The 14,536-nt window shown below is 71.8% G+C and carries 12 protein-coding genes; 4 read left to right on the top strand and 8 right to left on the bottom strand.

Going from position 1 to position 14,536, the window contains the following annotated elements; genetic code table 11:
• Positions 1-49 precede the first annotated feature (49 nt).
• Positions 50-877, bottom strand: a complete 828-nt coding sequence (locus EES42_RS25435) for an SDR family oxidoreductase (RefSeq protein WP_124720564.1) — start codon at positions 875-877, stop codon at positions 50-52.
• 259 nt (positions 878-1,136) lie between these two features.
• Positions 1,137-1,760 (bottom strand): TetR/AcrR family transcriptional regulator, encoded by a 624-nt coding sequence (locus EES42_RS25430; protein ID WP_124720563.1) that lies wholly within the window; start codon positions 1,758-1,760, stop codon positions 1,137-1,139.
• Positions 1,761-1,921: 161 nt separating this feature from the next.
• Here EES42_RS25430 and EES42_RS25425 point away from each other — a divergent pair, with 161 nt between their 5' ends.
• Complete coding sequence (locus tag EES42_RS25425; protein WP_124720562.1) at positions 1,922-2,812, top strand: phosphatase PAP2 family protein; 891 nt, start codon at positions 1,922-1,924, stop codon at positions 2,810-2,812.
• On the top strand, positions 2,809-3,780 hold the full coding sequence (locus EES42_RS25420; RefSeq protein ID WP_241196581.1) for a DMT family protein: 972 nt from the start codon (positions 2,809-2,811) through the stop codon (positions 3,778-3,780). Before EES42_RS25425 ends, EES42_RS25420 begins: the two co-directional genes overlap by 4 nt.
• 77 nt (positions 3,781-3,857) lie before the next feature.
• Here EES42_RS25420 and EES42_RS25415 read toward each other — a convergent pair whose 3' ends face one another.
• Both EES42_RS25415 and EES42_RS25410 read right to left on the bottom strand, forming a co-directional pair.
• Complete coding sequence (locus tag EES42_RS25415; protein WP_124720561.1) at positions 3,858-4,406, bottom strand: PadR family transcriptional regulator; 549 nt, start codon at positions 4,404-4,406, stop codon at positions 3,858-3,860.
• A gap of 108 nt (positions 4,407-4,514) precedes the next feature.
• A complete protein-coding gene (locus tag EES42_RS25410) occupies positions 4,515-6,530 on the bottom strand; it encodes an NADPH-dependent 2,4-dienoyl-CoA reductase (protein ID WP_124720560.1) in 2,016 nt (671 codons plus the stop codon).
• Between the two features lie 250 nt (positions 6,531-6,780).
• Here EES42_RS25410 and EES42_RS25405 point away from each other — a divergent pair, with 250 nt between their 5' ends.
• Complete coding sequence (locus EES42_RS25405; RefSeq protein WP_124720559.1) at positions 6,781-7,308, top strand: DoxX family protein; 528 nt, start codon at positions 6,781-6,783, stop codon at positions 7,306-7,308.
• 71 nt (positions 7,309-7,379) lie between these two features.
• On the opposite strand, the gene EES42_RS25400 is transcribed toward EES42_RS25405, so the two are convergent.
• From EES42_RS25400 to EES42_RS25390, 3 genes are all read right to left on the bottom strand, one after another.
• Entirely contained in the window at positions 7,380-8,996 is a 1,617-nt protein-coding gene (locus EES42_RS25400; protein ID WP_206433569.1) for a chitobiase/beta-hexosaminidase C-terminal domain-containing protein, read from the bottom strand.
• A 286-nt stretch (positions 8,997-9,282) separates the two neighbouring features.
• Positions 9,283-10,932 carry an FAD-dependent oxidoreductase gene (locus tag EES42_RS25395; RefSeq protein WP_124720558.1) on the bottom strand — a complete coding sequence of 550 codons (1,650 nt, stop codon included), beginning with the start codon at positions 10,930-10,932 and terminating at the stop codon, positions 9,283-9,285.
• A 28-nt stretch (positions 10,933-10,960) separates the two neighbouring features.
• On the bottom strand, positions 10,961-11,875 hold the full coding sequence (locus tag EES42_RS25390) for an AurF N-oxygenase family protein (RefSeq protein ID WP_124720557.1): 915 nt from the start codon (positions 11,873-11,875) through the stop codon (positions 10,961-10,963).
• Positions 11,876-12,225: 350 nt separating this feature from the next.
• Between EES42_RS25390 and EES42_RS25385 the strand changes: the two genes are divergently transcribed.
• On the top strand, positions 12,226-12,819 hold the full coding sequence (locus tag EES42_RS25385; RefSeq protein WP_124720556.1) for a dienelactone hydrolase family protein: 594 nt from the start codon (positions 12,226-12,228) through the stop codon (positions 12,817-12,819).
• A gap of 122 nt (positions 12,820-12,941) precedes the next feature.
• On the opposite strand, the gene EES42_RS25380 is transcribed toward EES42_RS25385, so the two are convergent.
• Entirely contained in the window at positions 12,942-14,450 is a 1,509-nt protein-coding gene (locus EES42_RS25380) for a carotenoid oxygenase family protein (protein ID WP_124720555.1), read from the bottom strand.
• Positions 14,451-14,536 lie beyond the last annotated feature (86 nt).

Raw genomic sequence — 14,536 nt, 5'->3', positions numbered from 1 at the left:
GCGGTGATTATCGTCAAGAGGACGAGAAAAAGAGTTTCCCGCGCTTTCGTCAGCGCGGCTCCTGCGGCCGGGGTCCCCTGGCCCCGTCGCTCCCGTCGCCCGGTCCCCGCTTCGCTGCGAGGAACCTTGCCGGTACCTCGCCCCCGCCGTGCACCGCCAGGTCGGCGCCGTTGACGTACCCGGCCAGATCGCCCGCCAGGTACAGGCAGGCGCGCGCCACGTCGTCCGGCGCCGCCATCCGCCGCATCGGGACGACCCCGGCCACCGCGGCGCCGCCGTCCTCGTCGTAGACCGGCGCCGCGCTCGGTGTGCGGACGAGCCCGGTCGTGATGTGGTTGACCCGCACCTTCGGCGCCCACTCAAGGGCCAGCGCCCGGGTCAGCCCCAGCAGGCCGGCCTTCGCCGCCGTGTACGCGGCCGTGCCCGGCTGCGGCGTGTGCGCGGAGACGCTGCCTATGTTGACGATCGAGCCCCCGTCGCGCTGCCCCTGCATGATCCGGTTGGCCGCCTGTGACACGTAGAACGGGGCCAGCAGATTCAGGGCGACGATCTTCTCGACGAAGCGTGGTGACACGGTGGCCGCGTCCGCGTCGGGGGAGCCGCCCGCATTGTTGACGAGCACGTCCAGCCGTCCGAACCGCTGCACCGCCGCGTCGGCCAGCCCGGCGGCGGCCGCCGGGTCGCGGACGTCGGACGACCGGAAGTGCGCCCGGCGTGCGCCGCTTCCGGGCAGTTCCGGCGGTTCGCCGCGGCCGCAGACCAGCACCTCCGCGCCGGCGGCGAGGAACGCCTCGGCGATCGCGGCACCGATGCCCTTCGTGCCGCCGGTGACGATCACCGCTCGCCCCGTGAAGTCGATGGGATTGCCGATGTCCATGGGTCCGCCCCGCCGTTCTCCGGAATGCGTGCGCGGCCGGAGCCCGCGCCGGCCGGTCGGGAGAATCTACCAACTGTTTGTTTGGTGGAACAGTCGTCGGTCCGGGCGCGATGGCGTGCGGGTGCAACCGCGGGCGGCCGGTGACTCCCCAAGGGGTCACCGGCCGCCCGGATGGTGCGCCGCCCCCGTCCCCACGGTGCGGCGCCGGCGGGCCGTCGTCATCCGCTCGGACAACGGCCCACGTCTGCAGGGGCGGTCCTCAGGCCGAGGACGCGCCCAGTCCGAGCGAGGGGAGGATCGCGTTGTCCACGAAGCGCGTGAGATACACCTCGTCCGCGTACTTCCCCTCCAGCAGCGGCCGGGCGCGCATCGCGCCGAGCAGCTGCGCGGAGACGAACTCCGCCGCCGGGTTGTCCGCCGGGATCTCGCCGCGCTCCGCACCGCGCCGGACCATGTCGTCGATCGTCGCGAGGCCGGGCAGGATCAGCGCCTCGCGCAGCGCGCACAGCAGCTCGGGGCTCTGCAGCGCGGCATGGCTGAGCGCGTGCATGAGGGGGGTGTCGCGGCCGGAGCCCGCACCGATCGCCCGTGCCGCCTCGCGCAGATCCCCCGCGAGCGAGCCGGTGTCGATGTGCGGGAGCAGTGCCTGCCGGGTGCCGTGCAGCGCGGCCACGACCAGTTCGGGCTTGGAGCCCCACTGCCGGTAGAGCGTGGACTTGCCGCAACGGGTCCGGGAGGCGACCCCCTCCATGGTGAGTGCCTCGTAGCCGGACTCTCTGAGCATGTCGAGCACCGCCGCGTAGAACTCCTGCGCCCGCTCAGGTGTGATCTTCGAGCGGCGTGGCGTCTGTGCCGGTCCCGGTGCGGTTTCCTGCGGCGACATGTGTTTTCCCTCTCGGCGAATCTGCGGCGAGGTCTTCGATACGCCAGTGTACCGATACGCGCGTGTACCGATACGTTCGCGTATCGGTACACTGGCGTATCGATACGGCATGGACTGGACCATGCCGCCGTAACACCGCTTCGTCAGCAAAGGGGCACCGGGTGATGTACGCCGGTAGCGAGCCAGCAGATCGGGAGCCGGACAGTTCTGCCCGACCGCCCCTCGTCCGCGAACTTCTTCTGGTCGTGGGACTCTTCGTGATCTACAAACTCGGCCGGCAGGCCGCGAACGGTCATGTCGACGAGGCGTTTCGAAACGCCGGGAACGTCTGGGACTTCGAGCGTTCCGTACACCTGCCGGGCGAGGGCGCGGTGCAGAGCCTGCTGCTGCACAACGAGACGCTGATCCACCTCGCGAACACCTACTACGCGACCGTGCACTTCCCGGCCACGCTGCTCTTCCTGGTGTGGCTCTACTGGCGCCGCCCGCGCCACTACATATGGTCGCGCCGGATCCTCGCCGCACTCACCGGTGCCGCGCTCGCCCTCCACCTCCTCTTCCCGCTCGCCCCGCCGCGGCTGCTGGCCGCCACCGGACTGGTCGACACCGGCCAGGTGTACGGACCGTCGGTGTACGGGGCGACGCCCGCGACCGACTCGATGGCGAACCAGTTCGCCGCGATGCCCTCGCTGCACTTCGGCTGGGCGGTGATGGTCGCCGTCGGGCTGATCGTCGCGACCCGGTCGCGGTGGCGCTGGCTGTGGCTGCTGCATCCGCTCGTCACCCTGCTGGTGATAGTCGGCACGGCCAACCACTACTGGCTCGACTCGATCGTGGTGTCGGCGCTGCTCGCGGTGGCCTTCGCGGCGCTGCGGCTGCCGCGCACGGACCCGGTCCCGGCACACCTCCCGTGGCTGCCCGCGCCGGGCGAACCCGTGCCGTCGGCGCTGCCCGGGACCGCCGAGCCCGCGGTTTCCACCGGGTACGCCGGTTCGCGGACGTACTCCGCGTCCTCGTACGTCTCGACGGGCCCGACCGGAGCGCGTCGATGAACGCCACCGTGATCGCGGTCGCGCTGTCCCTGGTCTCCGCCGCCGCCTACGCGTCGGCCGCGGTGGCGCAGGCCCGGCTCGCCGGGCGGACCGAACCGGGCGCCGGGGTACTGCGGCTGCTGGGACGGGGCGCCTGGTGGTCGGCGGTCGCGCTGAACGCCGGGGGAGCGCTGCTGCACGTCGCGGCGCTCAAATACGGCCCGCTCACCCTCGTCCAGCCGCTCGGCGCCCTCACCCTGGTCGCCGCGGTCCCGCTGGGCGCCAGGGCCGCCGGACGCCGGGTCACCAGGACCGAGTGGCGCGGCACCATCCTCACCCTGCTCGGCCTCGGCGCCCTGCTGATGACCGCGGGCGGTACCGCCCCGCACGAGACGCTCAGCCTGCCCGAGGCGCTGGCCGTCGGGGCCGGGACGATGGCGGTCGTCGCCGGCCTCAGCCGCCCGGGCGCGCGTCCGGGCCTGCGGCACGCGGCGGCTTCCGGCATCACGTCCGGAGTCGCCTCCGCGCTCACCCAGACCCTGACCGTCTCGGTCACCGACCACACCGGTCCGCTGTTCAGCTGGCGCCTGGTCGTCGTCGCGCTGCTGGTCTCCGCGTTCGCGATGAGCGGGCTGCTGCTCTCCCAGACCGCCTACCGGGGCGGCCTCGGCGCACCCCTGGCCGTCGTCACCCTCGCCAACCCGGTGGCCGCCGCGGCCATCGGCCTCGCCCTGCTCGGCGAACGCCTCCAGGGCGGTGCGACCAGCCTTCTCCTGGCACTGCTCGGTACGGCGGCGGCAGTGCGGGGCGTGATTCTGCTCAGCCGCGCCCAGGCGCAGACCTCGGCCCTCGGTGACCGGGCCACGGCGGCCGTGGTGCCGCCGGCCGGATCACCGTCACGCGTGGTGACCGGGAGCCGGGGGCCGGTGGGCGGTCGGGTACTGCGCCCGGATCTCGAACTCGACCGGGTGCCGGTGGGCGGGCCGTAGCGGGCCGGGAGCGGTGGACGGTCCGGCCCTCCCGAGGCAGCGGCACGTGGCGTCGCCCCGACTCGTCACCCCTGCCCTCAGACGCCCGACGGACCGGGCTGCCCGTCCTCGCCCAGCGCCCGGGTCAGCCAGCCGATCCAGAAGTTCTCCAGGTCGATGCCGCCGCGCAGCACCAGGTGCCGCAGCCGGTCCTCCTCGGAGTCCCGTCCGGGCGGGAAGTCCCGCTCCTCGATCTCCAGATACTCCGCCAGCTGCCGGCGGTGCAGGCCCAGGTGGCGGCGGAGTTCCGCGTCCAGGCCAGGGGCTCCGACGACCGCCGCCGCCCGCATGCGCAGCAGCAGCGGATCCCGGACCTGCTTGGGGTCCTCCGGGCGGGCCACCCAGGCGCGGAGCGCCTCGCGGCCGGCCGGCAGCACCTCGTACTCCTTCTTCTGACCGCGGGCGGGCTGCTCCGAGGGCAGCGCCCGGATCTGGCCGGCCTGCTCCAGCTTTGCCAGTTCCCGGTAGATCTGCTGATGCGTGGCGGACCAGAAGTAGCCGATCGACCGGTCGAACCTGCGGGTCAGCTCCAGCCCGGACGACGGCTTCTCCAGCAGGGCGGTGAGAATCGCATGGGGGAGTGACATGGGGTGCATCCTATGGACGGCCGGCCGTGACCCGGCGCGGCAGTGACCTCATGGACGCCGCGACCTCGTGGTGTGCGGGCCGGTCCACGAGGCCACGGTGTCCGTGCGTCAGAGTGCGGCCGCGAGCTCCGTGCCCTGGCGGATCGCCCGCTTGGCATCCAGTTCGGCGGCCACATCGGCACCGCCGATGAGATGCGCCGGGCGGCCCGCGGCGAGCAGCTCCTCGTACAGGTCGCGGCGCGGCTCCTGACCGGCGCAGAGCACGATCGTGTCGACCGGCAGGAGATGCTGTTCCCCGTCGACCGTGAGGTGCAGACCCTCGTCGTCGATCCGGTCGTACGCGGCGTCCGCGATCGTCGTGACGCCGCGGTGCCGCAGTTCGGTGCGGTGGATCCAGCCGGTCGTCTTCCCCAGCCCCGCGCCGACCTTGCCGCTCCTGCGCTGGATCAGATGGACGGTCCGGGGCGTCCTCGGACGCTCCGGGGCGCGGAGCCCGCCCCGGTCGCGGTATTCGGTGTCGACGCCCCACTGCCGGAAGAACACCTCGGGGTCGCGGCTCGCCGCGTCCCCCGAGTCGGTCAGGAACTCGGCTACGTCGAAGCCGATGCCGCCCGCCCCGATGATCGCGACCCGTTCGCCGACGTGCGCCCGGTCGCGCAGGACATCGAGGTAGCCGACCACGCTGGGGTGGTCCTGGCCCGGGATCGCGGGGGAGCGCGGAGTGACGCCGGTGGCGAGGACGACCTCGTCGAAGCCGTCGAGCGCGCCGGCCGTGACCCGCGTACCGAGCCGGAGCTCGACCTTCTCCTCCCGGAGCCGGGTACGGAAGTAGCGCAGCGTCTCGTCGAACTCCTCCTTGCCGGGGACCTGGCGCGCCACGTTCAGCTGGCCGCCGATCTCCTCGGCCGCGTCGAACAGCGTCACCTCGTGCCCGCGCTCGGACGCCGAGACGGCGCACGCGAGCCCGGCGGGTCCGGCGCCCACGACCGCCACCCGCTTCACGGTGCGGGTCGGCGACAGGGTGAGTTCGGTCTCGTGGCAGGCGCGCGGATTGACCAGGCAGGAGGTGACCTTGCCGCTGAAGATGTGGTCCAGGCAGGCCTGGTTGCAGCCGATGCAGGTGTTGATCGCGTCGGCGCGGCCCGCGGCGGCCTTGGCGACGAAGTCGGGGTCGGCGAGGAACGGCCGGGCCATCGACACCATGTCGGCCCGCCCCGAGGCGAGGACCTCCTCGGCGACCTCGGGCGTGTTGATGCGGTTGCTCGTCACCAGCGGCACGGAGAGGGCTCCCCGGATCTTCTCGGTGACCCAGGTGTAGGCGCCGCGCGGCACCGAGGTGGCGATGGTGGGGATACGGGCCTCGTGCCAGCCGATCCCGGTGTTGATGATCGTCGCACCCGCCGCCTCGATCTCGCGGCCGAGCCGCACGACCTCCTCCAGCGAGGAACCCCCCGGAACCAGGTCCAGCATCGACAGCCGGTAGATCAGGATGAAGTCGCTGCCGACCCGCTCGCGGACCCGGCGCACGATCTCGACGGGGAACCGGATGCGGTTCTCGTACGAGCCGCCCCAGCGGTCGGTGCGGTGATTGGTGGCGGCGGCGATGAACTCATTGATCAGATAGCCCTCGGAGCCCATGATCTCGACCCCGTCGTATCCGGCAAGGCGCGCCAGCTCGGCCGCCCTGACGAAGTCCTCGATGGTCTCCTCGACCTCGTCGTCGTCAAGGGCGTGCGGGGTGAAGGCGCTGATCGGCGCCTGGATCGCGCTCGGTGCCACCAGGTCGGGGTGGTGTGCGTACCGCCCGAAATGCAGGATCTGCATGGCGATCCGGCCGCCCGCCGCATGGACGGCCGAGGTGACCAGTGCGTGCTGCTCGGCCTCCGCCTCGGTGGTCATCCTGGCCCCGCCGGGGAAGGAGCAGCCCCGGGCGTTGGGGGCGATGCCACCGGTGACCATCAGTCCGACGCCGCCCCGGGCGCGCTCCGCGTAGAAGGCGGCCATCCGCTCGAAGCCGCGCTCGACCTCTTCGAGGCCGATGTGCATCGAACCCATCAGCACCCGGTTGGGGAGGGTGGTGAACCCCAGGTCGAGCGGGCTCAGCAGATTCGGGTACGGGCTCATGCGGCGGCTCCTCACGCAGTGTCGTCTGCGCCAGTTGTAGACCACCGGAACGCCATTATGCAACAAGTTGCACAATGGCGTGGGTCTCACTCGGGTGTGCCCCGTGGCATGGGCGGGGCATCCCTCGAACGGCGTAGCACCGGGACGCGTCGGTGCCCGGCGGCACGGAAGGTGGAATGGCGGCATCCGCCCGGCACGGCGCGGTTGCCCCTCGTACTCCACCCGCCCCCGAACCCCTGCGGAGACACCCATGGCCTGCCTCGACCGGCGTGACCTCGGCCTGCTCGTCCTGCGCGTCGGCACCGGCGCGGTACTGGCCGCGCACGGCACCCAGAAGCTGGCCGGGTGGTTCGGCGGCGGGGGCATCGAAGGAACCACGGCCGCGATGGAGGCGATGGGCTTCCACCCGCCGAAGCACAGCGCGGTCGCCGCCGGGCTCGGTGAGGCGGGCGGCGGAGTGCTGCTGGCCCTCGGCCTCGCCACCCCGGCGGCCGGAGCGGCCGCGGCCGGGGCGATGGCGGGGGCCGTGGCCGTCCACGCACCCGCCGGGTTCTTCGCGCAGGGCGGTGGCTACGAGTACCCGGCGTTCCTCGGCTTCACCGCCGCGGCGATCGGGCTGACCGGCCCCGGCCGCTACTCCGTCGACCAGGTCACCCGGCATGCCTTCAACCAGCCGTGGATGGTGGCCCTGGCCTTCGCGGGCAGTGCCGTCGCCGCGGCGGCCGTGGTCGGCAGGCGCGCCAGGGGGCGGGTCGCGGTCGACCCCGACACGACCTGACCGGACCGCGCCGAAGGCCGGAGTCGGGACCGGGCGGCACCCCGGGAGGGAGCCGCCCGGTCCCGGCCCCGCTACTTGCGGAAGCTCAGCGAGGCGGCCGGGGAGGCGTTCCCGTACGCGTCGACGGCGACGACCCGGGCCACGTACCGGCCACTGCGGACCGTGCCCGGCACCGGGATGTCCAGGCTGTTCGGGCGGGGCATGAAGTAGTAGTCCGACAGGACCTTGGACGAGACGACCGAGGCGCCGGTCGCGGCATCGGTGACATCGACGTCGTAGTGGTGGACCATCTGGTCGTCCGTGGCCTGCGCGATCCGCAGCGCGGTGCCGCCCCTGGCGTCCTGGACCCGGGACAGCGGCCTGCGGGTGGTGAACTTCGGTGCCACGGTGTTGCGTTCGGCGTCCGTGTAGCGGAAGTTGTCCTTGATCTGCCCGCTCGTCGAACCCTTGAGCCGCACGGTCCAGGTGGATCCGCCGAGGGTGCCCGCGCTGGCGTACGGCGGCTGCCAGTTCGCCGACCACTGGCCACCGGTGTAGATGTCGTGCTTGTCCGCGGCCATGTTCACCCGCGCTATCTCCGTACGGTCCTTGTAGACCTCGACGAAGAGCGCCTGGGCGGTGGGCGACTCGAAGCGGTCGGCGAGACCGTCGTCGGTGACCATCTGGTACCCGTGGTCGACCTCGATGTACGACATCGAACCGTCGTTGACCGAGGTGAAGTCGCGTTGGTGGATCGAGCGGTCGTCGTTGATGTTCAGATGCGAGTGGCCGGAGAAGAGGATGGCCTGCGGGAAGGCGCTCAGGTCCTCGGCGAGCCGCGGGTTGGAAGCCTGCTGGCCGTCCATCGTCGTCCCGGTGGTGGGCCGGTGGCCCTGGACCAGGACCGGCTTGCCCGCGTAGGCCGGGTCGGCGGTGATCGCGGCGAGCCGCCCCTTGAGCCAAGTGCGCTGGGCGGTGTCGGAGTTGTACGTCTCGGTGTTGACCGTGAGGACGTGCAGCCCCTTCACGTCGGACTCGTAGTAGCCGCCGCCGGAGTCGGGGAACCAGGCCTTGGGATAGCCGGCCCGGATCGCGGCGAGGCTCGCGTCGTGATTGCCGTTGGAGATCAGCAGCTGAGTGTCGGTCATGCCCTTGCGGGCGAGATTGGCCTGGAAGATCTCGGAGACGATTCTGTGGTCGGGGCCCTTGCCGTCACCGTTGTCGTTGATCATGTCGCCGTTGGACAGGATCGCGTCGGGCTCGGGGAAGATCGACCCGATGGTGTCGAAGAAGCTCTCGTACTTCTTGTCGGCGGTCGCGTGGCTGCCGACGTGCACGTCGGACATGACGACGAGCCGGGCCAGCGGCTTCTCCCGCGACTTGATCAGGTAGCCGTAGGACACCGGGACACTGCTCCGCTTGCCCCGGAAGGCGACCGCGGTGACATTGGTGTCCTTCTTGATCCGCAGCGGGCGCCCGGGGGAGTAGGCGCGGCTGTCACGGGTCGGGGTCGTGCCGTCCAGCGTGTAGCGGACGGTGGTGCCGCGCTCGGCCCGGAACTTCAGCTCGACGGAGTGCTCGTACCGCCCGCCCGGGACGCTGACGCCGGGTGCGGCCGGGGTGTGCGTGCCGGGGGAGTCGGCCTGCGCGGCGGTCGGGGCGACGAGCGCGACGGACGTCGCGGCGATCACGAGAGGGGTGAGTCTCACGGGGGTACCTGTTCTCCGGCCCGGGAAGTCCGTCCTGGACTCCCGGCCTGGTTGCATAACGGATGAATAACCGGTCTGAACCAGAGACGTTAGGTGTCGTGAGACAGGCAGTGGTGCGGCCCGGTCGACTTCCCGGTGAAGTGATCATGAACGTCTGGCTGGGCACGCCGCTGGCCGGGCGGGGGCGGGGCCCCGCGGGCAGGGCGGGGAAGCGGCCAGGCAGGCGCCGTTGCCGTCCCCGTACCCGGCCCCGCGCCCAGCGCCCCTCCCGTGCCCTCCTGTTGGCTCAGCTCGGCAGCTTCCAGCGGCCGCCCTTCGCCGCCGCGATCAGCTCCGGAACCGTGCCGAACTTGACCCGCGGTCGCCCGCCGTCGCGGCCACGCGCCAGCTCGGCCCTGTCGATCGCGGCCAGCCCCCTGGCGTCGACGACATGGCGGCTGCGGCTCCGGGCCAGCCGGAGGAACGCCTTGGGTGCGGGCGCCGGTGTGGGCAGGGAGCCGGCCACGGCATCGTCCAGAAGCGTGCCGACGGTCTCGGCGGCGCAGGCACGGTTGGCCCCGATGCCGCCCGAGGGCCCGCGCTTGATCCAGCCGACGACGTATGTGCCGGGCATCCCCTTCACCCGGCCGCCCTCGTGCGGGACGGTGCCGGTCGCCTCGTCGAAGGGCAGCCCCGCGACGGGCACGCCGCGGTAGCCGACCGCCCGCAGCAGCGTGCCGGCCGGAATGTCCAGCTCGCCCGGACCACCCGTCACGCGCACGGCTCGTACCGCGTCGTCGCCGAGCACCTGGACGGGGGCGGAGCGGAAGCGGAAGACGATGCGCCGCTCCGACCCGGGCGTACGCGACCAGTCCACCGTCTCGCGGGCCAGGCCGCGCAGCAGCCCGGCCTTCTCGCCCGCCGCAGCGCCGTCGATCGTGGCGGCGGTCCGCGGATCGTGGTCGTCGACCACGAGCTCCACGCCCGGCAGGTGCTTGAGGGCGAGCAACTCGGAGGCGCTGTACGCCGCGTGCTCCGGTCCGCGCCGGCCGAGCAGGACCACCTCGCGCACCTTCGAGGCGCACAGTGCCGCGAGCGCGTGATCCGCGATGTCCGTACCGGCCAGGGCCGCCGGATCCGCGACGAGGATACGGGCGACGTCGAGCGCGACGTTGCCGTTGCCGGCCACGACCACCCGCCGTGAGGACAGGTCGACGGCGTCCGGTGCGACCTCGGGGTGGGAGTTGTACCAGGCCACGAACGCGGTCGCCGAGATGCTGCCGGGCAGTTCCTCGCCCGGGACGCCGATGCGGCGGTCGGTGGAGGCGCCCACCGCGTAGATCACCGCGTCGTGGTGGGCGGCGAGCTCGGCCGCGGTGATGTCCTTGCCGATCTCGACCCCGAGGTGCATCCGCACCCGCGGGTGGTCGTGGAAGCGCGCGAAGGTGTCGCCCACCTTCTTCGTCGCGGGGTGGTCGGGCGCCACGCCGTACCGGACCAGTCCGCCGGCCACGGGCAGCCGGTCGACCAGGGTCACCTCGGCGTTGGTGTGCAGGAGGAGGTCCTCGGCGGCGTACATCCCGGCGGGGCCGGTGCCGACGACCGCGACGCGGATCGGTGCGAAGTCGGACGGCAGGCTGCGCTCGAAGGACGGCGCGTTCCAGTGGTGGAAGTTCGGTCCCGTGCTGTCCGGGCCGGGCTCCTGTCCGGCGAAGTACGCCTCGTTGATCGCGGCGTACCCGGCCTGCGAGGCGGGCAGGCTGTCCACCGGGAAAATGGCGTCGACCGGGCAGGCGTCCGCACAGGCGCCGCAGTCGATACAGGTCTTCGGGTCGACGTACAGCATCTCCGTGCTGCCGAAGGCCCGCTCCTGCGGTGTCGGATGGATGCAGTTGACGGGGCACACGGCGACGCAGGTGGCGTCGCTGCAGCAGGTCTGGGTGATGGCGTAGGTCATCTCGTCAGCTCGGGTCGCTCGGCTCGGATCAGATCAGGTTGGCGCGCTTGTAGAGGGCCAGCGCGGGCTTGGTGAGCAGACGCGCCGAGGCCAGGAACTCCATGAGTCCCGAACAGCTGGACCGCATCAGGGACTTGTGGTGCTCGTTCGACCCGGCCTCGGCGAGGGCGCGCCGGGTGTCGAGCCCGGCGTTCTCGTAGACCTTGCGGTTCACCATGCTGGTGACGATGAAGTAGGACGCGACCGCGATCACGAACGCGTTGAGCTGCCGGCGCAGCGGGCCCGCGTGCCGGAGCCGTTTGCGGGTCTCGTCGCGGGCGAACTTCATGTGCCTTGATTCCTCGACGACATGGATGTTGTTGATGGTGCGGACGAACGGTGCGACCCGTTCGTCCCGCATCCAGTCCCGCTGCATGACGTCGAGCACCTCCTCGGCGACCAGGATCGCGGCGTACGCGGCCTCGCCGAACGCGAGGGTCTTGAACGCCCGGCCGAGTTCGACCACCGCACGGCGCGGCCGGTAGGCGGGGGCGCCCAGCTTCGCCGCCCCGCGGGCGAACATGATGGAGTGCCGGCACTCGTCGGCTATCTCCGTGAGGGCCCACTGGAAGCGCGGGTCGGTCGCGTCGGTCGTGTAGATGTCGCGCAGCACCATCTGCTGGAGGATCATCTCGAACCAGATGCCGGTGCTGGCCACCGAGGCGGCCTCCTGCCGCGTCAGCTCCTTGCGCTGAGCGTCGGTCAGCTCGTTCCAGTACGCCGTGCCGTAGAGCGTGCTCCACTCGGGGCTCGCGCCGTGGAAGTCCTTGTCCAGCGGTGTGTCCCAGTCCACCTCGGTGACCGGGTCGTACGACAGCTTCGCCGACGAGTCGAGCAGCCGCCGGGCGACGTCCTGCTCGTCGAGCCGGTCCTGGTCCTCCGGCCGAAGGGTGCTGCTTGCCATGGTGCGGCTCCTCGATTCGACAGATCGACTCGACGCCGGCCGACCGCGACCCCATCCCGTGCCCGCTCGACGGGGTGCTTGGCTGCCGGGCGCCTCCATCGCTTGTTAGACGTGACGTCTAGCAAGCTGTTAGACGGAACGTATAGCAAGAGTGGCGTGCGGGCCTACCCCTCGTGACGAATCCGCGCGATCGATCATCGGAGTCCGACGGGCGTCCGCCCCATCCGTCACCGGAGGCCGCCCGTGGCGCGGCTCCACATCCGTGGCCCGGCAAGCCGCTGTTGTGCACAGGTCCCGGACCTTCTAGATTCGTGGATCGATCATTGTCCGAAGGCTGTTGGAGGCTCACGGTGGCCGAAGTGTTCCTGTTTCATCACGCCCAGGGCCTGACCCCCGGTGTGACCGCTTTCGCCGACGTCCTGCGCGGCGAGGGACACACCGTGCACACCCCCGACCTGTACGACGGCCACACCTTCGACACCCTGGACGAGGGGCTGGCGTACGCGGAGAAGACCGGCTTCGACGAGCTGCTGGACCGAGGCGTCCGTACAGTGACCGACGCCCCCGCGGAGCTGGTCTACATCGGGTTCTCCCTCGGCGTGCTGCCGGCCCAGAAACTGGCCCAGACCCGACCGGGCGCACGCGGCGCCGTGTTCGTCCACTCCTGCGTTCCGAGCTCGGCCTTCGGGACGTGGCCGGCCCGGCTCCCGGTACGCATCCACGCCATGGAGGCGGACCGCCTGTTCACCGACGAGGGCGACGCGGACGCGGCCCACGCCCTCGTCGACGAGGCGGCCGACGCCGAACTGCACCTCTACCCCGGCGACCGGCACCTGTTCGCCGACAACTCCCTGCCGTCCTACGACGCCGGGGCCACCGCACTTCTCCTCGACCGCACACTGACGTTCCTCCGCTCCCGGGACGCCGACGACAGCGACGCGTGACACGGTGGGGCGAGCGGGACGGGACGGGGGGGGGACGGCCTGTTCACATGGAGTGACGGGCCGCGCGGGGGCCCGCCCCCCGGACTCCGAATCTGAGGCCCCGTGTGGCCGGGGGCGCCCCCTCACGCGTCCGGCACCCAGCTCCCGTGGAAGCCGAGGGGCACCCGCCCCGGCAGGTGGATGCGGGCCAGGGGGCGGGCGGTGAAGTCCTGGGCGGAGAGGATCACCAGGTCGCTCGCGCCGCGGTCGGGGTTGTGCACATAGGAGAGCAGGTAGCCGTCGTCCTCGTCGCGCGCCCCGCGGCGCGGTACGAACACCGGCTCGCCGGCCGCCGCGCCGTCCGGGAAGCGGTGCACCTGGCGGCTGCCGCGCAGCATGTCGTGCTTGACCAGGCAGTTGGTGAACTTCTCGTCCGGCGGCACCCCGTCCACCGTCTCGTACGCACGCCACATCTCCGCCGCGCTCGCCGCGTACGCGAAGCGGTGCCGCCGCGACACCAGGGACTCGTTGACGCGGGGGAACTCCTGCGGCAGATCGTCGACGCGGGTGCTGCGGACGCGGCCCGCGCGCAGGTCGATGGTCCAGCGGTCGAGCACGGGGGTGCCGGTCGTGGAGGGTCCGCCGTTGCCCCGGCCCGCGGCGTAGAACGGCGCGGGCATGGTGGTGAGCTCCATGACGACGGTGTCGCCCTGGTCGTACGCGTTGAGCGTGTGCGAGTAGTACACCGGGTCGATCTCGAACCAGCGGGTGGCGCCGCCGGCGCGAGGCATCACCCCCACCCGCATCGGGTGCTTCGGGTTCCACACGTACGGCACGGGTGCGCCCGACTCGGCGGCCGCCATGTCGAAGGTGATCGGCACATCGACGATCACCACGTACTTCCCGGTGAGAGCGAAATCGTGCATCATCGGCGCGTCCGCCACCGGGATCCTGCTGGTCCGCGCCACCCGTCCGGTCCGGTCGATCACCAGGTGCCGTACGTGGTCCCAGGTCGGGTAGTACGTCACCGCGTGCAGCTCGTCCGCCGCCACGTCGTACTTGGTGTGTGCGGTGAACGCGCCCTCCAGCGTGGAGCGGAAGTCGTACGTGCGCACCGTGCTCAGCTCGCCGTCCAGTTCGTACGGCAGCGGCCCGCTCTCCTGGAGGGCCAGGATCCGTCCCTTGTACGGGATGACGTGCGTGTTGCAGGGGAAGTCGTCCGGGGGCACCTCGCCCGGGTACGGCTCGCCCAGTTTCCGCGCCACCTGCGAGGAACGCACCCACCGGTTGCGGTACCACTCGGCGCGCCCACCGCGCAGCCGCACCCCGTGCACCATGCCGTCGCCGAGCATCCAGTGGTGGGCCCGCGGGTCCTCAAGGCCCAGCGCGTTGGGGCCGGTACGCAGATAGCGGCCGTCCAGGTCGTGCGGCACCCGGCCGGTCACTTCGAGGCCGAACGCGGTGAGCTCCTCCGTGACCGGCGCGAACGCGCCCTCCAGGAAGGGAGTCGACTCGCCGCCCCCGGCCGCCGTACCACGGGTGGCGGCCTGCGCCTCGCCGGCGTAGTGGCCGAGACCGTAACCGCCGACGACACTGCCGGCCGCCGCGAGCGCCGCTCCCTGGAGGATCCTTCGGCGTGTGTGACTGCTCATCGCTCTTCCCCGTCCGTGATCGGTGCCGGCGGTTCTCGCCGGTGCCGGGAAAGAGTCTGCTGTGCGGTCGGTGCCGCGTCAGTCGG

Origin of the sequence: Streptomyces sp. ADI95-17 (assembly GCF_003846175.1) — a bacterium.
Taxonomy (GTDB): Bacteria; Actinomycetota; Actinomycetes; order Streptomycetales; family Streptomycetaceae; genus Streptomyces; species Streptomyces sanglieri.
This window is presented reverse-complemented; position numbering and strand designations above follow the sequence as displayed.

Excerpts from the sequence above, each read along its gene's own strand:
- EES42_RS25405 (WP_124720559.1), top strand. The coding sequence starts at position 6,781 with ATGGCCTGCCTCGACCGGCGTGACCTCGGCCTGCTCGTCCTGCGCGTC.
- EES42_RS25415 (WP_124720561.1), bottom strand. The coding sequence starts at position 4,406 with ATGTCACTCCCCCATGCGATTCTCACCGCCCTGCTGGAGAAGCCGTCG.
- EES42_RS25410 (WP_124720560.1), bottom strand. The coding sequence starts at position 6,530 with ATGAGCCCGTACCCGAATCTGCTGAGCCCGCTCGACCTGGGGTTCACC.
- EES42_RS25390 (WP_124720557.1), bottom strand. The coding sequence starts at position 11,875 with ATGGCAAGCAGCACCCTTCGGCCGGAGGACCAGGACCGGCTCGACGAG.
- EES42_RS25430 (WP_124720563.1), bottom strand. The coding sequence starts at position 1,760 with ATGTCGCCGCAGGAAACCGCACCGGGACCGGCACAGACGCCACGCCGC.
- EES42_RS25380 (WP_124720555.1), bottom strand. The coding sequence starts at position 14,450 with ATGAGCAGTCACACACGCCGAAGGATCCTCCAGGGAGCGGCGCTCGCG.
- EES42_RS25420 (WP_241196581.1), top strand. The coding sequence starts at position 2,809 with ATGAACGCCACCGTGATCGCGGTCGCGCTGTCCCTGGTCTCCGCCGCC.
- EES42_RS25435 (WP_124720564.1), bottom strand. The coding sequence starts at position 877 with ATGGACATCGGCAATCCCATCGACTTCACGGGGCGAGCGGTGATCGTC.
- EES42_RS25395 (WP_124720558.1), bottom strand. The coding sequence starts at position 10,932 with ATGACCTACGCCATCACCCAGACCTGCTGCAGCGACGCCACCTGCGTC.